General features: G+C 56.8%; 16 protein-coding genes. 7 read left to right on the top strand and 9 right to left on the bottom strand.

The features are described from left to right. Positions 1–68: 68 nt before the first annotated feature. From KSS97_RS18295 to KSS97_RS18280, 4 genes are read left to right on the top strand one after another with little or no spacing between them, the layout of a single operon-like run. Positions 69–1,193, top strand: coding sequence for a WD40/YVTN/BNR-like repeat-containing protein (locus KSS97_RS18295; RefSeq protein ID WP_046061929.1), 1,125 nt, complete (start codon positions 69–71; stop codon positions 1,191–1,193). Next, positions 1,186–3,588: an efflux RND transporter permease subunit gene (locus KSS97_RS18290; protein WP_046061928.1), complete on the top strand. Its 2,403-nt coding sequence runs from the start codon at positions 1,186–1,188 to the stop codon at positions 3,586–3,588. Before KSS97_RS18295 ends, KSS97_RS18290 begins: the two co-directional genes overlap by 8 nt. After that, complete coding sequence (locus KSS97_RS18285) at positions 3,589–4,176, top strand: NADPH-dependent FMN reductase (RefSeq protein WP_217859849.1); 588 nt, start codon at positions 3,589–3,591, stop codon at positions 4,174–4,176. Then, positions 4,177–4,941 (top strand): hydroxypyruvate isomerase family protein, encoded by a 765-nt coding sequence (locus KSS97_RS18280; RefSeq protein ID WP_217859848.1) that lies wholly within the window; start codon positions 4,177–4,179, stop codon positions 4,939–4,941. Between the two features lie 148 nt (positions 4,942–5,089). Here the strand turns inward: KSS97_RS18280 and KSS97_RS18275 are convergent, their stop codons facing one another. The 4 genes from KSS97_RS18275 to glcD are packed head-to-tail and all read right to left on the bottom strand — an operon-like array spanning position 5,090 to position 9,296. Next, entirely contained in the window at positions 5,090–5,491 is a 402-nt protein-coding gene (locus KSS97_RS18275) for a heme-binding protein (protein ID WP_046061925.1), read from the bottom strand. Positions 5,492–5,511: 20 nt separating this feature from the next. Next, positions 5,512–6,729, bottom strand: coding sequence for a glycolate oxidase subunit GlcF (gene glcF, locus KSS97_RS18270; RefSeq protein WP_217859847.1), 1,218 nt, complete (start codon positions 6,727–6,729; stop codon positions 5,512–5,514). Positions 6,730–6,732: 3 nt separating this feature from the next. Next, positions 6,733–7,797 (bottom strand): glycolate oxidase subunit GlcE, encoded by a 1,065-nt coding sequence (gene glcE / locus KSS97_RS18265; protein ID WP_046061923.1) that lies wholly within the window; start codon positions 7,795–7,797, stop codon positions 6,733–6,735. Next, complete coding sequence (gene glcD / locus KSS97_RS18260; protein WP_217859846.1) at positions 7,797–9,296, bottom strand: glycolate oxidase subunit GlcD; 1,500 nt, start codon at positions 9,294–9,296, stop codon at positions 7,797–7,799. Before glcD ends, glcE begins: the two co-directional genes overlap by 1 nt. A 232-nt stretch (positions 9,297–9,528) precedes the next feature. Between glcD and glcC the strand changes: the two genes are divergently transcribed. Next, positions 9,529–10,296 (top strand): transcriptional regulator GlcC, encoded by a 768-nt coding sequence (gene glcC / locus KSS97_RS18255; protein ID WP_217859845.1) that lies wholly within the window; start codon positions 9,529–9,531, stop codon positions 10,294–10,296. Between the two features lie 266 nt (positions 10,297–10,562). Here the strand turns inward: glcC and KSS97_RS18250 are convergent, their stop codons facing one another. The 4 genes from KSS97_RS18250 to gcl all read right to left on the bottom strand — a co-directional run bounded on the left by KSS97_RS18250 (position 10,563) and on the right by gcl (position 15,497). Next, positions 10,563–11,846, bottom strand: a complete 1,284-nt coding sequence (locus tag KSS97_RS18250) for a glycerate kinase type-2 family protein (RefSeq protein ID WP_217859844.1) — start codon at positions 11,844–11,846, stop codon at positions 10,563–10,565. Positions 11,847–11,930: 84 nt separating this feature from the next. Next, complete coding sequence (locus KSS97_RS18245; protein ID WP_217859843.1) at positions 11,931–12,821, bottom strand: 2-hydroxy-3-oxopropionate reductase; 891 nt, start codon at positions 12,819–12,821, stop codon at positions 11,931–11,933. Between the two features lie 71 nt (positions 12,822–12,892). Next, complete coding sequence (hyi, locus tag KSS97_RS18240) at positions 12,893–13,675, bottom strand: hydroxypyruvate isomerase (protein WP_046061918.1); 783 nt, start codon at positions 13,673–13,675, stop codon at positions 12,893–12,895. Positions 13,676–13,721: 46 nt separating this feature from the next. Further along, positions 13,722–15,497: a glyoxylate carboligase gene (gene gcl, locus KSS97_RS18235; protein WP_046061917.1), complete on the bottom strand. Its 1,776-nt coding sequence runs from the start codon at positions 15,495–15,497 to the stop codon at positions 13,722–13,724. 112 nt (positions 15,498–15,609) lie between these two features. On the opposite strand from gcl, the gene KSS97_RS18230 reads away from it, so the two are divergent. Then, a complete protein-coding gene (locus KSS97_RS18230; RefSeq protein ID WP_207962425.1) occupies positions 15,610–16,509 on the top strand; it encodes a LysR family transcriptional regulator in 900 nt (299 codons plus the stop codon). Positions 16,510–16,878: 369 nt separating this feature from the next. After that, on the top strand, positions 16,879–18,345 hold the full coding sequence (locus tag KSS97_RS18225) for an APC family permease (protein ID WP_217859842.1): 1,467 nt from the start codon (positions 16,879–16,881) through the stop codon (positions 18,343–18,345). Positions 18,346–18,411: 66 nt separating this feature from the next. Here the strand turns inward: KSS97_RS18225 and KSS97_RS18220 are convergent, their stop codons facing one another. Next, positions 18,412–19,305, bottom strand: coding sequence for a LysR family transcriptional regulator (locus tag KSS97_RS18220; RefSeq protein WP_217859841.1), 894 nt, complete (start codon positions 19,303–19,305; stop codon positions 18,412–18,414). Positions 19,306–19,570: the final 265 nt, after the last annotated feature.

The raw sequence follows: 19,570 nt of genomic DNA, 5'->3' as shown, positions 1-19,570 counted from the left end.
AACTTGTGTTCCATGGACGCGGTGTCACTGGCGCGGCGTCCGCTGAACCGCATCATCGAGGCTCGCCAATGAGAATTCAAAATCCCAGGGTTTCATACCAACATCCGTTCAAGGCGTTGATGCTAAGTGTGTCAATCATAACGGCGCTCACCGGCGTAGCTGCGGCACAGCCTGGCGGACTGTCGGTGCAGCCATCAATCACAAGCGCCATGGCAGCTAAGTCGGTCATGCTGAGTGTCGCGAGGGCAGGTCAACGCCTTGTGGCGGTTGGCGAAAGAGGGTTCATTGTTGTATCTGAGGATAACGGTGGTAGCTGGAGGCAAGTCAGGTCCCCTGTCAGTATGACCCTTGTCAAAGTTCGCTTTCTCGACGACCTCGAAGGTTGGGCAGTCGGACACGCTGGGGTGGTCCTGCACAGCCGGGATGGCGGACTAAACTGGGACAAGCAGTTGGACGGCGTTCTGGCCGCTGATATCGAATTGCAAGAAGCCAAGCAAGTCGCTGAAGCTGCTCGAGACGCAGAAAAAGCGCAAGAGCGTTTAGCTCAAGCACAGCAACTCGTGGACGATGGCCCCGACAAACCTTTTCTCGATCTACTCTTCGTGGACGCCAGAAACGGGATAGTCGTTGGTGCTTATGGCTTGGCTTTTGTTACTCACGACGGTGGGCTCACCTGGCAATCGATGCGCTCCCGTATTGATAACCCAAGCGGATTGCATCTCTACAGCATCGAACGGGTGGGAACGGATCTGTTCATTGCTGGCGAGCAGGGTACGCTGTTGCGTTCCAGTGACGAGGGCAAGACCTTCGAGTCACTGGCGTCACCTTATGAAGGCACGACTTTCGGACTTCAATCTACCAACGCCGGATCAATTCTAGCGTTTGGGCTGCGCGGTAAAGCTTTCGAGTCCAAGGACCGCGGTGATACCTGGCAGCGTCTCGACACCTTGCAGCCGGTCACGTTGACTAGTGGTCTGCGTCTTGAGGATGGCTCCGTGCTCCTTGCTGATGAGTCGGGGAGAGTGCTGCGCTTTCAGCAGGGCAGTACCAAAGCCTCTGTCCTGAAGATCACTCAACCGAGTTATTTCACAGGTATGGCGCAGGCCGCAAACGGCAGCCTGATCATCAGCAGCGCACGGGGCATGCTGTCGTCCGCAGATGCAGTGGAATCGCCGGAGCAGATCAATGAATAGCTATACACGCTCTGCAGAGCACGAAACCACCCCTAAGCCGGATGTATTCGACCCATCCTCCGGCACTCTGGTTGAACGGCTTTTGTTCAATCATCGCAGTGTCATCCTAGGCATTTGCGTGTTACTCAGCCTGGTACTGGGCTACCAGGCACTGAGTTTGAAGCTCAATGCTGCCTTCGAAAAAATGATCCCAACGGATCACCCTTATGTGCAGAACTATCTGAAGAATCGAGGCCAACTGGGCGAGGGGGGCAACACTCTACGTATCGCGATCGAGGCAAAGCAGGGCAGCATCTTCGATGCCTCGTACCTTGAGACGGTCAAGAAAATCAATGACGAGGTATTTCTGTTACCTGGCGTAGATCGCTCATACATGAAGTCGCTGTGGACGCCCGCGACCCGTTGGATCGGCGTGACGGAGGAGGGCTTCGACGGCGGTCCGGTAATACCTGACAATTACGATGGGTCAGCCGATAGCCTGGAGCAGATTCGACAGAACGTCGAACGCTCGGGAGAGGTTGGCCGCCTGGTCGCTGCCAACTTCAAGTCCAGCATCGTGCTATTGCCCCTTCAGGAAACTGCATCCGACGACGGTCAGCCGCTCGATTACAACACCCTTTCAAGTCAGCTTGAACAGATCCGGGCAAAGTACGAAACCGAAAACATCAAGATCCACATCACCGGCTTCGCCAAGGTGGTGGGTGACCTGATCGACGGCATGCGTCAGATGCAGATGTTCTTTGCCGCCACTTTGATCATCTGCGGCATCGTGTTGTATTGGTACACCCGCTGCGTGCGCAGCACCTTGTTGGTGCTGCTGTGCTCGATCATCGCTGTGGTTTGGTTGCTCGGCTTGCTGCCTACTCTGGGGTTTGATCTTGACCCGTACTCAATCCTCGTTCCGTTTCTGGTATTTGCCATAGGCTTGAGCCATGGCGCGCAGAAGATGAACGGGATCATGCAGGACATCGGACGTGGCGCCGACAAACTGGTGGCAGCACGCTTCACCTTTCGCCGTCTGTTTTTGACCGGGTTGATGGCGCTGGTGGCGGATGCCGTGGGTTTCGCGGTTCTGATGATCATCAAGATTCCGGTAATCCAGGACCTGGCCGTTGCCGCGACGATCGGCGTGCTGACGTTGATTTTCACCAACCTGATTCTGTTGCCGATCCTGTTGTCGTACACCGGTGTCAGCAAGGCGGCAGCGTTGCGTGAAGCGGCTAACGACAAGTTCTCGCAGCTAGACGCTCACCACGCCCGACATCCATTTTGGGCGTTTCTGGATCTATTCACCGAGCGCAAATGGGCGAGCGGTGCAATCATTATCGCCGTGATGCTGGGGGCCGCCGGGTTTGCCGTCAGCCTGCACGTGAAGATCGGTGACCTGAATCCTGGAGCACCGGAGCTGCGTCCCGAATCGCGCTACAACACCGACAATCGCTTTATGGTCAGTAACTTTTCCGCCAGCAGCGATAAGTACGTCGTGATGGTAAAAACCCCCCAATACTATTGCGCCAATTACCAAACATTGGTGTCGGTCGACGCGCTGGAAGCGCAGCTTCAGCAGTTGCCTGGGGTGGTATCGACGACTTCTTTAGCCGCGCTGAGTAAGCAGGCTGCAGCGGGTATGAATGAAGGCAGCATGACCTGGTATGAGATACCGCGTAATCAAGGGCTATTGAACGCGATCATCACACGTGCACCACGTGAACTTTTTAACCAGAATTGCGATTTGCTCACGGTTTATGTCTACCTTACGGACCATAAGGCGGACACGCTCACCAGTGTGGTGCAGACCGTCGAGCAGTTCGCGGCGACTCATAACACTGATCAGATCCAGTTCTTGAATGCGGCAGGAAATGCCGGGATCGAAGCAGCCACGAACATCGTCGTGAAGCGTTCGAATGTACAGATGCTCTTCATGGTCTATGCAGCCGTTATCGCTCTGTGTTTTATCACTTTCAGATCCTGGCGAGCTGTCGTATGCACAGTGTTGCCGCTGATGCTGACATCTATTTTGTGCGAAGCCTTGATGGTGGGGCTCAACATCGGCGTGAAGGTCGCGACGCTGCCCGTGATTGCGCTGGGGGTTGGCATCGGGGTGGATTATGCGCTGTACATCCTTAGCGTGACCCTGACCAACCTGCGTAATGGTTCAAGCCTGTCCGATGCTTACTATCTGGCCCTGCTCTCGACAGGGAAAGTGGTGGTGATGACGGGGATTACCTTGGGTATTGCCGTACTGACCTGGGTGTTGTCTCCCATTAAGTTCCAAGCAGATATGGGCATCCTGCTCGGCTTCATGTTCATCTGGAACATGGTGGGTGCATTGATACTGGTGCCGGCGCTCGCTCATTTCCTCCTCAAGCCAAAACCGCAGATTGTGAGTATTTGAATGACCGCGACGATAAATATCCTCGGCCTGTCAGGCAGCCTGCGTCAGCAGTCGGCCCATACGGCGATCCTCAACACAGTAGCGGAACGATTGACCGGGCAGGTTCGATTGACGCTCCATGGATTGGAAAGCATCCCTCCGTACAACGAAGATTACGACGGCGTCCATGCTCCGCAGGCGGTTAGCGACCTGCGTGCAGCCGTGGCGGCCGCCGATGGGGTATTGATCGGCTCGCCGGAATACAACCACGGTATGTCGGGTGTTTTGAAGAATGCGCTGGACTGGTTGTCCCGGCCCCATGGCAAGTCTGTCCTGGCTGGACTCCCAGTGTTGGGTTTCACGGCATCGCCTGCGTTTACTGGAGGAGTTCGAGCCCATCAACAACTCAACGAAACCCTCTGGGCGGTCAGGGCTGCCTTGGTGGTTTATCCCCAGATCGTCATTGGCGACGTACACCGTAAAATAGAACATGGACGGTTGGCGGATGGAGCCGCCCGAACTTTTTTGCTGGATGGTATCGGAGCGTTGATTGAGCAGATCAACCAAGCGACAAAAGAAAAAATCGACGGGGATAATCCGAGGCGCTAAATGATCAAATTTGCTGCAAATTTATCGTTGCTCTTCACTGAATTCCCCTTCGAAGATCGGTTTAATGCGGCGCGCGACGCTGGTTTTGAGGCCGTTGAGTTCAGTTTTCCGCAAGGCATCTCAGCCGTCACCGTCGCAAAATACTTACATCGCAACGGTCTCCAGCAGGTTTTGGCAACCGTTCCCTTGCGACCCGACAGCAAGGGCTTAGCTGCGCTAGCCGGCCAAACACGCGAGTTTAAGAATGATTTTCTTCGGGGGTTGGACTATGCCATAGCGGGTAATAGTCAGCTCCTGCACGTATTAAGCGGAATTGTCGATAACGCGAGCTATGAGACATCATGCCGTAAATTTGAAGAAAATATGAGTTGGGCAATTGAAGAAGCGGGTCGCTATAAAATCAAACTGGTTATCGAAGCCATCAATCAAGTTTCGGTGGCTGATTATTTTATCCGCTCGTTGCCTGACGCCATTCGATGGACGGAACGATTGGATGGGCTTGGACTAATTTTGGACATTTATCACGCGTCTATGGAGCAACTTGACCCAATGGATTGCACCGCGCGCTATCTTGACCAGGCTGATCATTTTCAAATTGCTGGATTTCCAGGACGGCATGAACCTAATGTGGGGAGCCTCAACGCGCGAACAATTTTAGATTTTCTCAGCGCTCATTCATATCAGGGCTGGGTTGGATGTGAGTATAAGCCTATTGGGGTAACGGCTGACGGTATGGGATGGCTTGATTGCTATCGAGGTGATTAGGTGCAATATATCGCTTAACTAGAAATATTATTTCGACGTTTGGCAAAGGGACTTAGGGTGACCAGTGGAGGGCGACTGGATAGTTCAGTCACCCTCTGAAAGGTGAGGCACCCAATGTCGGTCTAGCTTTAATACCTTTCCGCTCAATTCACTTCAGACATTGCGCACCGGCCCTGGCCACTTGCGCATCTTGCTCAGCCTTGACCCCCGACACACCGACCGCACCGATCACCTGGTCGTCGACGATGACCGGCACGCCGCCCTCAAGGGAGGTCAGCAAGGGGGCTGACAAAAAGGCGTGGCGCCCGCCATTGACCATCTCCTCGTAGCCTTTGGACTCACGCCGACCCAGGGCCGAAGTGCGTGCCTTTTCGGTGGCGATGTAGGCGCCAATTGGTGCGCAACCGTCGAGGCGTTCGAGGGCCAATGGATGGCCTCCGTCATCGACAATCACGATGGTGACGGCCCATTGATTGTGTTGGGCTTCGGTACGTGCGGCCGCGAGAATTTTGCTGACTTCGGTCTGGCTCAGTACGGCTTTGCTTTTCATGGGAATTCTCCAGTGCTCGTTTAAGGCAACGCGGCTTCGATCAGTTCGATCCAGTGCCTGACAGGGGTTCGACCTGCACCGTTGAGGTGGGTCTGGCAGCCGATATTGGCGGTGACAATGACGTCGGGGTGATCGCTTTCCAGCGCATTGAGTTTGTTATCGCGCAATTGTCTGGACAGTTCGGGTTGGGTCAGCGAATAAGTGCCCGCCGAGCCGCAGCACAGGTGGCTATCGGGAACAGAGGTCAGGTTGAATCCCAGGTTTGTCAGAATGGCTTCGACTGCACCCCCGAGTTTTTGCGCGTGCTGCAAAGTGCAGGGGCAGTGGAACGCCAGGCGTTGGTCGCTGTGTACACCGAGCTTATCCAACGGCTCGCCGCGCAATACTTCCACCAGATCCTTGGCGAGGGCACTGACCCTTTTTGCCTTGTCGGCATACACCGGGTCGGTGCGGAGCAGGTTGCCATACTCCTTGATGAAGGCACCGCAGCCGCTGGCAGTTTGCACGATGGCCTCGGCACCGCTTTCAATGCTTGGCCACCACGCATCGATGTTGCGGCGGGCCCGCTCAAGGCCGGCGGCCTGAGCGTCCAAGTGATAGTCCACCGCGCCGCAACATCCGGCCTCGCGGTTTGTGGTGACGCTGATCCCCAGTCGATCCAGCACGCGTGCGGCGGCCGCGTTGGTATTGGGCGACAGACTCGGTTGCACGCAGCCCTCGAGCATGAGCATTTGTCGGGTATGACGAGTGGTCGGTCGTGGCTTTGCCGGATACACGGTGCGAGGCAATTTGACTTGCAGCGAGTTTGGCAACAATGCGCGGAAAACCTGGGCACTGTTAACCAGCCCTTTGAATAGCGCCGGATTGGGCAGCACGCTGCGCAAACCCTCGCGCATCAGTCGTTGGCCGAGAGGGCGCGCCACTGCCGCATCGACCACCGCCCGGCCTATGTCCAGCAAGTTGTGATAGTCGACACCAGAAGGGCAAGTGGTTTCGCAGTTGCGGCAAGATAGGCAGCGATCCAGGTGTTCCTGTGTCTTGCGGGTCACCTCGTTGCCTTCAAGCACCTGCTTGATCAGGTAGATGCGCCCCCTGGGGCCATCCAGTTCATCACCCAGCAGTTGATAGGTCGGGCAGGTGGCATTGCAGAAACCGCAGTGCACGCAACTGCGCAGAATGCTTTCGGCTTCTTTGGCGCGAGGCAGTTGGCGGGCGTCTTCGCTCAAGGTTGTCTGCATGATTCAAAGCTCCGCGTACAAGCGACCGGGGTTGAAGATTCCCCGTGGATCGAGTTGTTGTTTCAAGTTACGGTGGTAGCGCATCAGTGCGTCAGGCAGCGGTTGGAATGGGCTGTCGATCAGACCATGGCTGTAGCAGGTCGCGTGCCCTCCGACTTGTTCGACGAGGGAGCGAATGAAGGTCGCTTCGGCGCCAGACTTGAGCCAACGCTGGGCGCCGCCCCAATCGATCAATTGAGCACCCGGCAGGGACAGCCGGGGCGTGTTATGCGGCAAGGACAGGCGCCAAAGGGGCTGATCCTCATCGAAGAAACTCAACCGATGTTCGTTCAGATCTTGCCAATACGAAGAGTCCAGCCACTCGCCACCTAAACGATCATGGGCCGCCGCCACCGAACCTTCGCCTCCTTCCAGGCGCAGGTGCAGACGCTCCCCGTCGTGGCAGGCCGCGCTGATCGGCAGCGGCTGCTGGCCCCATTCCGCGAGGCGAAGCAAGGCGCGCTCGCTGTCCATTTCAAGGCTGATGCTTAAGCACTGACGTGGTTTCGGAAGGACTTTGAGTGAAACCTCGGTGATCACGCCAAGTGCGCCGAAACTGCCGGCCATCAACCGTGAAAGGTCATAGCCCGCTACGTTCTTCATCACCTCGCCACCGAAGCGCAAATGTTTGCCGTGACCGGTGATGACCCGTGTGCCGAGGACAAAGTCGCGTACCGACCCCGACCAAGGCCGCCGCGGCCCCGATAACCCGCAAGCGATCATCCCGCCGACCGTGGCATCTTTGCTGAAGGAGGGCGCTTCGCAGGGCAGCATTTGTTGTGCATTGTCCAATACGTTCATTAGCTCTGACAGCGGCGTACCGCAGCGGGCGGTGATCACCAACTCAGTCGGGTCATAGCTGACGATGCCACGGTGGGAGCGCGTGTCGAGCACTTCACCCGCCGCGATACGTCCAAGAAATACCTTGCTGTTGGAACCCTGGATGCGCAGCGCAGTGGCATTCTGCAACGCTTGATTGACCTGCTCCAGCAGCGCGCCACTGTCATCGATATCGTGTTCGCTGCGCATCAAAAACGCTCCAGATCGGGGAAGGGCATCTGACCCATGTGAACGTGCATGGCGCCAAACTCGGCGCAGCGGTGCAGGGTGGGAATGTTCTTGCCGGGGTTGAGCAAACCGCTCGGATCAAACGCTGCTTTGACGGCATGGAACATGGTCAACTCATCGCTGTTGAACTGTGCGCACATCTGATTGATCTTCTCCCGGCCGACACCATGTTCGCCAGTAATGCTGCCGCCGACTTTCACGCACAATTCGAGGATCTTGCCGCCCAGTGCTTCGGCGCGATCGAGTTCCCCCGGTTGATTGGCATCGAACAGAATCAGCGGATGCATATTGCCGTCACCTGCATGGAAAACGTTGGCCACTCGCAGGCCGTATTCGGCCGACAACGCCGCAATTGCGCGCAGTACGCCAGGTAATTCTCGGCGCGGGATCGTCCCATCCATGCAGTAATAATCCGGAGAGAGGCGGCCCACCGCCGGAAACGCATTCTTGCGCCCGGCCCAAAAACGTATGCGTTCCGCTTCATCCCGAGCCTGGCGCACTTCGGTGGCGCCGGCTTGTTCCAGCACCTGGCGCACGCGATTGCTGTCATCATGAACGTCGGCTTCTACACCATCGAGTTCACACAACAAAATGGCTTCTGCGTCCACTGGGTAGCCGGCGTGGATGAAGTCTTCGGCGGCGCGAATGGCCAAGTTGTCCATCATCTCCAGGCCGCCCGGGATGATGCCTGCGGCAATGATGTCACCGACCGCCCGACCGGCCTTTTCGACAGAGTCGAAAGCCGCCAGCAGCACTCTGGCGGTTTGCGGTTTGGGCAGTAGTTTGACCGTGACCTCAGTGATCACTCCGAGCATGCCTTCGGAACCGGTGAACAGTGCGAGCAAGTCAAAGCCCGGTGAGTCGAGCGCGTCGGATCCCAGGCTCAAGTGTTCACCGTCAACGGTGAGGATGTCGACCTTGAGCAGGTTGTGGACGGTCAGGCCGTACTTCAGGCAATGCACGCCACCGGCGTTTTCTGCCACGTTACCGCCGATGGAACAGGCGATCTGGGACGAAGGGTCTGGCGCGTAGTACAAGCCAAACGGCGCGGCAGCCTGGGAAATCGCCAGGTTACGCACGCCCGGTTGAACCCGTGCGGTACGGGCGGCGGGGTCGATGTGCAGGATGTTGTTGAAGCGCGCCATCACCAGCAGCACGCCTTTTTCCAACGGCAGCGCACCGCCGGACAAACCAGTACCTGCACCGCGGGCGACGACGGGTACCTTGCGTTCATGGCAGAGACGAAGCACGCCCTGGACCTCGTCTAGGTGACGTGGCAGCACCACCAGCATGGGCGTGGTGCGATAGGCGGAGAGCCCGTCGCATTCGTACGGTTTAAGCTCTTCGCGCTGATGCAGGATTTCAAGGTTTGGAAGCTGAGCTTGCAGGGCCTGTAGCAACGCACTTTTGTCAACGTCAGGCAGGACGCCGTCGACGCGTTCATCGTAGAGAATGTTCATAGACGGTGGGCGAGACTCGGTTGTTTTTATTAGAAGTCTGTTCTGATACTGCTGACTTGCATCATTGGTCTGAGACGCTTTACTGTCTACGTGTTGTAGGTCTGGTCGAACCAGTTTTTTAATCTTGCTTCCTTATTTTTTTTGGAAAAAGACTTTAAAAACATCGGCTTATTATCCTGTCAAGGCAAGCGAAAGATTTGCGCTGAAGCTGGTCATACCAGTTGGATAATCAATGAATAGCGTAGAAGCGAGCCGTAATCTGCAAGTCGCCGATGTGGTGTGTGAGCGCATCGAGCGCCTGATCGTAGACGGCGTGCTCAAGACCGGGCAACTGTTGCCTTCGGAGCGTCGACTGACGGAAAAACTCGGCGTTTCCCGTACCGCCCTTCGAGAGGGGCTGAAGTTGTTGCGCGCTCGCGGGATTATCAAGACCGAGCAAGGCAAGGGATCATTCGTGGCGGACCTGTCGGGGCATGGATTGGCGTCACCGCTGATGTACTTGTTCAGCTCGCAGCCACGTACGCTCTATGATCTATTCGAGGTACGTAGCCTGCTCGAGGGCGAGTCAGCGCGTTTGGCGGCCTTGCGCGGAACCGAGGCTGATTTCGTCCTCATCACCCGTAGCTACGATGCGTTGCTCGATGCCCACAGTCGTTCGCTGGAGGCGAGTGAACATGCCCGGCTCGATCATGCATTTCACCTGGCAATTTGCGAGGCTTCGCATAATCCGGTGCTGGTGCAAACCTTGCGTTCGCTGACAGATTTGCTGCTCAACTCGGTGTTTACCTCGGTCAACAACCTCTACCACCGCGAACCGCAAAAGCGTCAGATCGACCGTCAACATGCGCGGCTCTACAACGCCGTCACCGGCCGCTTGCCTGAACAGGCGCGAAAGGCGGCTATCGCTCACATTCAGAGCATCTGCGAGAACCTCAGGGAAATCGAAAGCGAGGAACAACGCTTGGTTCGGGCGACGTTGCGACTTGAGGGGTGGGCATGATGCATCTTCGCTTTAGCCAAGGTGGAACACGAAGCGTGGCCTAGTATGGAAGTGCCTCAGCATTACAGACAGATTCGAGCTCGTATTGTAGTTGGCCTCCCACGTCGCCAGGCAAGGCGTCTCACAAATTCCGTGCCTGTAGATACGTTGCATTACTCAGCGAATTAACACTGAGTACGATCTTTTGTTTTGGTGAACAACTTCTGTTAACGGCCCGTCCATAAACGCGCAGATGTCATAGATGAGCGCGGCGCGAGGAACTGATTTTATCGAGCATCATTTTTTGGATCCTCAAGAATCAGGATGGCGCGCAAGTCGTTGACGTTGGTGCGGGTCGGCTCGGTGACGATCAACGCATCCAGCGCGGCGAAGTAGCCGTAGCCGTTGTTGTTATCCAACTCGTCGCTGGCGCTGAGGCCCAGCTCGGCGGCGCGGCGATAGCTGTCCGGGGTCATGATTGCTCCGGCGTTGTCCTCGGAACCGTCGATGCCATCGGTGTCGCCGGCCAGCGCGTGGATGCCGGGATGGCCCTTGAGGCTGTCGGTCAGGCTCAGCAGGAATTCGGCGTTGCGTCCGCCACGGCCATTGCCGCGCACGGTGACAGTGGTTTCGCCGCCAGACAGGATCACGCACGGCGCCGCCAAGGGTTGGCCATGCAGGGCGATTTGCCGGGCGATGCCGGCGTGGACCTTCGCCACTTCCCGGGATTCGCCTTCCAGGTCACCGAGGATCAACGGGCTGAAACCGGCCTGGCGTGCTTTCACGGCTGCGGCTTCCAGGGATTGCTGGGGGCGGGCGATCAGTTGGAAATGACTGCGGGCCAGGCTCGGGTCGCCGGGCTTGATGGTTTCCGATTCCGGGCTTTGCAGCCAGGTGCGCACCGTGGCCGGGATCTCAATGTCATAGCGCTTGAGAATCGCCAGGGCCTCGGCCGAGGTACTGGGGTCGGCCACGGTGGGGCCGGACGCGATGACCGTGGCCAAGTCGCCGGGCACGTCGGAAATCGCATAGGTGTACACCGTCGCCGGCCAGCAGGCCTTGCCCAGGCGTCCGCCCTTGATCGCCGAGAGGTGCTTGCGCACGCAATTCATCTCGCCAATGGTGGCGCCGGACTTGAGCAGGGCTTTGTTGATCGATTGCTTATCGGCCAGGGTGATGCCCGCCGCCGGCAAGGCCAGCAACGCCGAGCCCCCGCCGGACAGCAGGAAGATCACCCGGTCGTCTTCATTCAGGTTGCTGACGAGTTGAAGCACCCGTCCGGCCACTTCCAGGCCGGCGGCGTCCGGCACCGGGTGAGCGGCTTCCACCACTTCGATTTTCTGGCAGGGCGCGCCATGGCCGTAGCGGGTCACCACCAGGCCGCTGACCTCGCCCTGCCAACAACGCTCGACCACTTGCGCCATGGCCGCCGCAGCCTTGCCGGCACCGATGACGATCACCCGGCCGCTGCGGTCGATGGGCAGGTATTGTTCGAGTACGTGCTGCGGATGCGCCGCGTCGATGGCTGTGGCAAACAGCTCGCGCAGCAGTTGTTGCGGATCGACCGACATGGCGGGCTCCCGATTTTATTATTGGTGTTGTCGCAGCCCCTGTGGGAGCGAGCTTGCTCGCTCCCACAGGGGGCGGTGCAGGGCTTATTTGTCGCGGATCGAGAAATTGGCCATATGCTCCAGCCCCTTGATCAGCGCCGAGTGATCCCAGTTGCTGCCACCGATGGCCGCGCAGGTGCTGAACACCTGCTGGGCGTTGGCGGTGTTGGGCAGGTTGATGTTCAGTTCCTTGGCGCCTTGCAGGGCCAGGTTCAGGTCCTTCTGGTGCAGGCTGATGCGGAAGCCGGGGTCGAAGGTGCCCTTGATCATGCGCTCGCCATGGACTTCGAGGATCTTCGACGAGGCGAAACCGCCCATCAGCGCCTCGCGAACCTTCGCCGGGTCGGCGCCATTTTTCGCGGCGAACAGCAGCGCTTCGGCCACCGCCTGGATGTTAAGCGCGACGATGATCTGGTTCGCCACCTTGGCGGTCTGGCCGTTGCCGTTGCCACCGACCAGGGTGATGTTCTTGCCCATGGCCTGGAACAACGGCAAGGCGCGCTCGAAGGCGGCGCTGTCGCCACCGACCATGATGCTCAACGTCGCGGCCTTGGCACCGACTTCACCACCAGAGACCGGAGCATCGAGGTACTGCGCGCCCTTATCGTTGATCTTTGCCGCGAACGCCTTGGTGGCGGTGGGGGAGATCGAGCTCATGTCGATCACCACCTTGCCCGCGCCCACGCCAGCCGCTACGCCGTCGGCGCGGAACAGCACGTCGTCGACCTGCGGGGTGTCCGGGACCATGACAATGATGAACTCGGCTTCCTGGGCCACTTCCTTCGGGTTGGCCAATGCCACCGCGCCACCGGCCACCAGGTCGGCCGGGGCCGCGTTGTGGTGCTGGGACAGGAACAGGCTGTGACCGGCCTTTTGCAGGTTCAGTGCCATGGGGTGGCCCATGATGCCGGTGCCGATGAATCCGATTTTAGCCATGAGAAAATCCTCTTGTTGTTATCGCTGCTTCAGGCAAATGAGGGACTGCTTTCCTGTGGGAGCGAGTCGGGTCAGATCGCGTTATGGGTCTTCAGCCAGCCCAGGCCGGCTTCAGTGGTGGTCAATGGCTTGTATTCGCAACCGACCCACCCCTGGTAGCCGATGCGATCCAGGTGTTCGAACAGGAAGCGGTAGTTGATCTCGCCCGTACCCGGCTCGTTGCGGCCCGGGTTGTCCGCCAGTTGCACGTGGTTGATCTCGCCCAGGTGCGCCGACAGTGTTCGGGCCAGATCGCCTTCCATGATTTGCATGTGATAGATGTCGTATTGCAGGAACAGGTTGGCGCTGCCTACCTGCTCACGGATCGACAGGGCCTGGGCGGTGTTGTTCAGGAAGAAACCCGGGATGTCGCGGGTGTTGATGGCTTCCATCACCAGCTTTATGCCGGCGCCCTGGAGCTTTTCGGCGGCGTACCTCAGATTGGCAACGAAAGTTTGTTCTAAAATTGCCTCGTCACAGTTTTGCGGACGGATCCCGGCCAGGCAATTGACCTGGGTATTGCCCATCACCTTGGCATAGGCGATCGCCCGGTCGACCCCGGCGCAGAATTCCTCAACCCGGTCCGGCAGGCAGGCAATGCCGCGCTCGCCTTTGGCCCATTCGCCGGCCGGCAGGTTGAACAGCACCTGGGTCAAGCCGTTGCCGTCGAGCAGGGCCTTGAGCTCGGCAGAGCTGTAATCGTAAGGAAACAGGTACTCGACACCACTGAAACCGGCCTTGGCGGCCGCTTCGAAACGGGCGAGGAAGTCCTGCTCGGTAAACAGCATGGACAGGTTCGCGGCGAAACGCGGCATGATGGTCTCCCATAAATTTGCAAGCCCCCGTGGGAGCAATCAATTGTTAGTCCAGCAATGAAGTGGCCGTCGGTGCATCGTTGCCGACCAGCGCCAATTCTTCGAATTCATTGACGGCGTTGATCTCGGTGCCCATGGAAATGTTGGTCACTCGCTCCAGAATAATCTCGACGACCACCGGAACTTTGAACTCTTCGATCATCCGCTCGGCTTTGCGAAGAGCAGGGGCAATTTCAGACGGTTCGAACACACGTATAGCCTTGCAGCCAAGGCCCTCGGCCACAGCGATGTGGTCTACGCCATAACCGTTGAGTTCCGGGGCGTTGAGGTTGTCGAACGATAGCTGCACGCAGTAATCCATGTCGAAACCGCGCTGTGCCTGGCGAATCAAGCCCAGGTAGGAATTGTTCACCACGACATGGATGTAAGGCAGCTTGAACTGCGCACCCACCGCCAGCTCTTCGATCATGAACTGGAAGTCATAGTCGCCCGACAGCGCCACGACCTTGCGGCTCGGGTCGGCCTTGACCACCCCCAGCGCGGCCGGAATCGTCCAGCCCAAAGGACCCGCTTGGCCGCAGTTGATCCAGTGGCGTGGTTTGTAAACATGAAGGAACTGCGCCCCGGCGATCTGCGACAGACCGATGGTGCTGACATAGCAGGTGTCCTTGCCGAACACTTGGTTCATTTCCTCGTAGACACGCTGCGGCTTCACCGGCACGTTGTCGAAGTGGGTCTTGCGCTGCAGGTTGGCTTTGCGTTGCTGGCAATCCTGGAGCCAGGCAATGCGATCCTTCAGCTTGCCATCGGCTTGCCACTCACGAGCCACTTCGATGAATACGGTAAGGGCCAAGGCCGCGTCGGAAACGATGCCCAGGTCAGGCGTAAACACACGGCCGATCTGTGTGCCCTCGATGTCGACGTGGATGAACGTGCGGCCTTCGGTGTAGACATCCACCGAGCCGGTATGACGATTGGCCCAACGATTACCGATACCCAACACCAAGTCGGATTTGAGCATCGTCGCGTTACCGTAGCGATGGGACGTCTGCAAGCCGACCATACCGACCATCAGCGGGTGATCGTCCGGTATGGTGCCCCAGCCCATCAAGGTCGGAATCACCGGGATGCCGGTCAGTTCGGCAAACTCCACTAGGAGTTTGCTGGCATCGGCGTTGATGATGCCGCCTCCAGCTACCAGCAATGGGCGCTCAGCCTGATTCAGCATCGCCAAGGCCTTCTCGATCTGCACCCGGTTGGCGGCTGGCTTGGCCAGGGGCAGCGGCTGATAGGCGTCGATGTCAAATTCGATTTCGGCCACCTGCACGTCAAACGGCAGGTCTATCAGGACTGGTCCAGGGCGACCGGAGCGCATTTCATAGAAGGCTTTTTGAAACGCGTACGGCACCTGACCTGGCTCCATGACGGTGGTCGCCCATTTAGTCACTGGTTTGACGATGGCGGTGATGTCGACGGCCTGGAAGTCTTCCTTGTGCATACGAGCGCGGGGGGCTTGCCCAGTGATGCAGAGGATCGGAATTGAGTCGGCCGACGCGCTGTAAAGGCCAGTGACCATGTCGGTCCCAGCAGGGCCGGAGGTGCCGATGCACACGCCAATGTTGCCGGCCTTGGCGCGGGTATAACCCTCCGCCATGTGCGAAGCGCCTTCCACGTGACGAGCGAGGACGTGATCAATACCACCGTTTCTCTGCAAGGCGGAGTACAGCGGGTTGATCGCGGCACCCGGGATGCCGAAAGCGGTGTCCACACCTTCACGGCGCATCACCAAAACGGCTGCATCTATTGCTCTTATTTTTGCCATGGTGTAGTCCTAGGGCCGAACCCATATCTTTTGTAGAGGTCTGCAGTTTGGATTAGCTTTTTAAGGCGATGAACCCCCAAATAATGCTTTCTGTCGATATAAAAGGTATCGAATGGCTCGTTACACAGAACTCCACAGCTTCATTCAAATTGCTCAAAAGGGCAGCTTTGCAGCCGCGGCGCTCAGTGAAGGGGTAACGCCTGCCATGTTGGGACGGAGACTGGACTCTCTAGAGAGACGTCTGGGTGTGAAGTTGATGCATCGTTCAACCCGTGGGCTGCACCTGACCGAATTGGGTGAGCAATTGCTTGAGAGAGCGAGGTCGCTGATACGGGAATTTGATGATATCGAGGCGGACATCAGCAGCAGTGCGAAACGGGTTACCGGAAACTTGCTTTTGTCCGCGCCAGCTGGGTTTGGACGCTTGCACGTTGCGCCACATGCTTTGGCTTTTCACCGTCAGTTCCCGCACCTGAAGCTGTCTTTCAATCTCACTGACAGCCTGGTGGATTTGGTGGGGGAGGGTTATGACATGAGTATTAGGATCGGTCCGGTGACAGATCCAAACTATGTTGCCATTAAATTGTTCTCTAATCGGCGGGTCGTGTGCGGGACGCCTGCGTATTTCAAGGCGCATGGAACGCCGACAACACTAGAGGAGTTAGCTGGACACAACTGCCTGGCGTTTACTTCCCAAGGCGGTCAGCAGCGGGGATGGACCTTTCAGCAAGACGGCAGAGCAGTGGCCATACGCGTCGGCGGCAATCTAGCCTGCAACGATGGAGAACTGCTCTTTGCATGGATGCGCCAAGGAGTAGGGATTGGATGGCGATCTACGTGGGAGATCCAGAGAGAGCTCATGAGCGGGGAGCTCGTTACGGTACTCGATGACTTCGCCCTTCCTAATTATGACATCCAGGCCGTATACCCACAGCAACGATACTTACCTGCCAAGGTACGACACTTTATCGATTTTCTAAAAGCCGTTTACCAGCAACCTGGATACTGGTAGCGATTCGCTCTGGAATGCACCTGTTTTAAGCGCGTTATGACGGATTTACCGCTAAAAATGTCGCTCCACTGCGCCGTTCCGGCGCCTGGTCAGGGTGATAGCTTTTTATGATCAGATTCAATCGGCAATAAGAATTTGACGTTATCGGTGCCGAGAGCAACGATTGCCACAGCGCGATGAGCACGCTCCATACGATGTCGGAAGGATCCTGAACGAACGTTCTGAGAAACGAAAGGAAGAACGGACATTCAGAGTTGTGTGCATTAAGCCGAGTATCCCTACAACAAAAAAAGTGGCGTATAGCCGACCGTAATACTTGAATCTGTCTATTACGTTAGTTGTACGCATACAATTCGAAGGAGAAAGGAAATGGCAGTTAGTTTAGAGGCTGAAAGCGTGGCGAGTGTCAAGAGTGCGCCGATCAAGCTATCAGGGAGTATGGGTGCGCTCAGTTTAGCCATGACGGTTCTGGCATTTTCGGCGCCTTTGACGACAGTGGCAGGGTATATCCCTGTTTCTCTGATGTTCGGTGGTATCGCATCGCCGTTGCTCTTTATAATCGTCGGTATAATGATGTTGCTGTTCGGTATCGGTTACGTGACTTTGAATAACGCGGTCAAGCGACCGGGTGATTTCTACGCCTTCATCAGCTATGGCTTGGGCAAATCGGCAGGCTTGGGTTCTGGCATCGCCGCAGCCTTGTCCTATTTCATGCTGCTGGCGGGCGTCACTTCCTATTTCGGCGTTTCTTGTGCCGAACTCCAAAAAAGCCTAACCGGTACCGCGTTGCCCTGGTACGTGTTTACTTTGGGATGCTGGGCCGCTGTTGGTATTCTTGGTTATTTGCATGTGGAGCTTTCGGCCAAGGTGCTCTTCTGGGTGATGCTGACTGAAATTGTCATTTGCCTCGCGTTCGCTTTTGGTGTGCTCCAGGCAGGCGGCAATGGAGAGCTCGCCACCGGTGCTCCGTTCGCGCCGGGAGAGTTGACGAAAGAAGGGGTGAATATTCCCTTCGCAATGTTGTTTGCGGTCTCTTTCTTCATGGGGTTCGAGGCGACGGCACTGTTTCGTGACGAATGCAAAAATCCGGATATCACCATACCTCGTGCCACCTACGGCTCGATCATCTTCATTGGGATTCTTTACACGCTTTGCGCGTATGCGATGATCATGGCGTACGGTCACACGGCGCAGGCTGTGGCGACCGACAGTCCTGCGACTATGTTCCCCAATGCTTTCGGTCTTTTCGTCGATAACCGTGTCCAGGTAATCATCACTATCTTGGTGCTGAGCTCGGCATTTGCTGCGAGTCTGTCGACGCACAATGTTCTCTCGCGCTATCTATTTAATCTGGGAACAGACGGTGCTATCCCACGCTTTTTCAGTAACATCCATACTCGGCACTCGTCCCCGTTCGCAGCGTCCATGGCGGTGTCGCTCATGGTGCTGGCCATTCTGATCCCGTTCATCGTGATGAATGTGCGGCCAGAATTTTTGTATGGTCAGCTCTCTGGATTAGGGACCTCCGGGGTCATCATCCTGATGACTATCGTCAACCTGTCCGCTTTGACTTGGTACGTACGTCGTGGCAAGCAAGAGGGCGCAAGTTTTCTCAAAGCATTCCTGGCTCCGGCAATATCCACGATTTTCTTCGTCTCGCTGGTCGGTTTAGTGGCGTACCACTTCCACTTGCTGGTAGGCGGCGAGCCGGGCGAGCGGCGTTGGATGCTGTATTGCCTGATTGGAGTTCTGTTTGCCGGCATGGGGCTAGCTCAGTTTTACAAGTTCAAGCGCCCAGAAGTATTCGCGCGATTGGGGCGTGCTCATCACTCTTAACATTGGGAAGCGTTGAAATGAGAAACGGGGCCTTGGCCCCGTTTCGCATTTCAGCATTCACTGCTTTCAGATGCGCCAGTAATCGGCGGCAACCTTCTGTGCGAGCTGAGCGACGATACGGTTTAGTGGCATATCGGGCCGCTCGATAAAGCTCGCTGTAAATGACATGACCGGCATTTCATGTGGCGTATTGACGATTTCAAGTTTTCCACTTGCGATTTCTTCAGCAACGACGTGCTGAGGAATAGCAGCGATACCAATGCCGTCGAGTGTCATGCGCACGATTGATGACAGGGAGGAGTTGGCGAAAATTTTTGTTCGGTGCAAATTCTCTCGTTCAAACATTTCCTTGAGTTGCCAATAAGGTCGGGTGACTCGGGCATAGGTAATGATCGGGAATTCAGCTAATACTGCCAGGCTGGGGGTGTCGGTACCGATATCTAGCTCTTTAGATTTGATCCAAGTGATCGGGTATTGGCACAGCGGTAGATTTTCCGCATTGCCTATGTTCACAGGGCCCATCAGCAGCGCAACATCGAGGCTAAAGTCTGCCAGGCCCGCCGTCATGTTGGTTGTGCTGTCCACCACTATCTCTAGAGTTATCTCGGGATACTCACGGTTTAAATGCTTGAGCAGATCGGAAAGCCATGCGTGCACGATGGTGTCAGAGGCGCCTAAGCTTACGGTGCCTCGAAGCCCTCCATGACCGGCAACTGCCTCGATCATCTCGTTTTCAAGCGCAAACATCCGTTCCGCATAGGTCAGCAATTCCCGACCCTGGGGCGTAAGAAAACATCCTCGTTTGTCTCGCTCCAGAAGCCGGCATTTCAGATGGCGCTCGAGCTGCGCGATACGCGCTGACACCGCTGGCTGAGAGGTGTGAAGCTTCTCCGCCGCCTTGTGAAATCCTCCTTGTTGAGCGACCGCATAAAACGTCTGAAGGCTTCTCAAGTCGATCATTCAGTGTCTCTCTATCATGGTTCGTCAGCTTGTTGTCTCGCCAGATGGCGTCCTAGACAGGTTACCGCAGCAAACTAAATGGTGAATCTTTTTTCAAGATCTCCCACTCAAGCGGAAAAGTCGAATGATTTGATAAGCGGACGTTATCTCAAGCAATCCGCAATCACAATTGGACCTTATCAGTGCTGCGCGCGACGATGGGTTCACAAGTTTTGGTTCCCGCCGCGTCCATGGGAAGCTGATGTCGAGTGTATGGTGTAGGCCA

It is taken from the genome of Pseudomonas alvandae (genome assembly GCF_019141525.1).
GTDB classification, from domain to species: domain Bacteria; phylum Pseudomonadota; class Gammaproteobacteria; order Pseudomonadales; family Pseudomonadaceae; genus Aquipseudomonas; species Aquipseudomonas alvandae.
Note: the sequence above shows the minus strand (reverse complement) of the source record. Positions and strands in the feature narration are given on the sequence as shown.

Excerpts from the sequence above, each read along its gene's own strand:
- KSS97_RS18295 (WP_046061929.1), top strand. The coding sequence starts at position 69 with ATGAGAATTCAAAATCCCAGGGTTTCATACCAACATCCGTTCAAGGCG.
- KSS97_RS18290 (WP_046061928.1), top strand. The coding sequence starts at position 1,186 with ATGAATAGCTATACACGCTCTGCAGAGCACGAAACCACCCCTAAGCCG.
- KSS97_RS18285 (WP_217859849.1), top strand. The coding sequence starts at position 3,589 with ATGACCGCGACGATAAATATCCTCGGCCTGTCAGGCAGCCTGCGTCAG.
- KSS97_RS18280 (WP_217859848.1), top strand. The coding sequence starts at position 4,177 with ATGATCAAATTTGCTGCAAATTTATCGTTGCTCTTCACTGAATTCCCC.
- KSS97_RS18275 (WP_046061925.1), bottom strand. The coding sequence starts at position 5,491 with ATGAAAAGCAAAGCCGTACTGAGCCAGACCGAAGTCAGCAAAATTCTC.
- glcF (WP_217859847.1), bottom strand. The coding sequence starts at position 6,729 with ATGCAGACAACCTTGAGCGAAGACGCCCGCCAACTGCCTCGCGCCAAA.
- glcE (WP_046061923.1), bottom strand. The coding sequence starts at position 7,797 with ATGCGCAGCGAACACGATATCGATGACAGTGGCGCGCTGCTGGAGCAG.
- glcD (WP_217859846.1), bottom strand. The coding sequence starts at position 9,296 with ATGAACATTCTCTACGATGAACGCGTCGACGGCGTCCTGCCTGACGTT.
- glcC (WP_217859845.1), top strand. The coding sequence starts at position 9,529 with ATGAATAGCGTAGAAGCGAGCCGTAATCTGCAAGTCGCCGATGTGGTG.
- KSS97_RS18250 (WP_217859844.1), bottom strand. The coding sequence starts at position 11,846 with ATGTCGGTCGATCCGCAACAACTGCTGCGCGAGCTGTTTGCCACAGCC.
- KSS97_RS18245 (WP_217859843.1), bottom strand. The coding sequence starts at position 12,821 with ATGGCTAAAATCGGATTCATCGGCACCGGCATCATGGGCCACCCCATG.
- hyi (WP_046061918.1), bottom strand. The coding sequence starts at position 13,675 with ATGCCGCGTTTCGCCGCGAACCTGTCCATGCTGTTTACCGAGCAGGAC.
- gcl (WP_046061917.1), bottom strand. The coding sequence starts at position 15,497 with ATGGCAAAAATAAGAGCAATAGATGCAGCCGTTTTGGTGATGCGCCGT.
- KSS97_RS18230 (WP_207962425.1), top strand. The coding sequence starts at position 15,610 with ATGGCTCGTTACACAGAACTCCACAGCTTCATTCAAATTGCTCAAAAG.
- KSS97_RS18225 (WP_217859842.1), top strand. The coding sequence starts at position 16,879 with ATGGCAGTTAGTTTAGAGGCTGAAAGCGTGGCGAGTGTCAAGAGTGCG.
- KSS97_RS18220 (WP_217859841.1), bottom strand. The coding sequence starts at position 19,305 with ATGATCGACTTGAGAAGCCTTCAGACGTTTTATGCGGTCGCTCAACAA.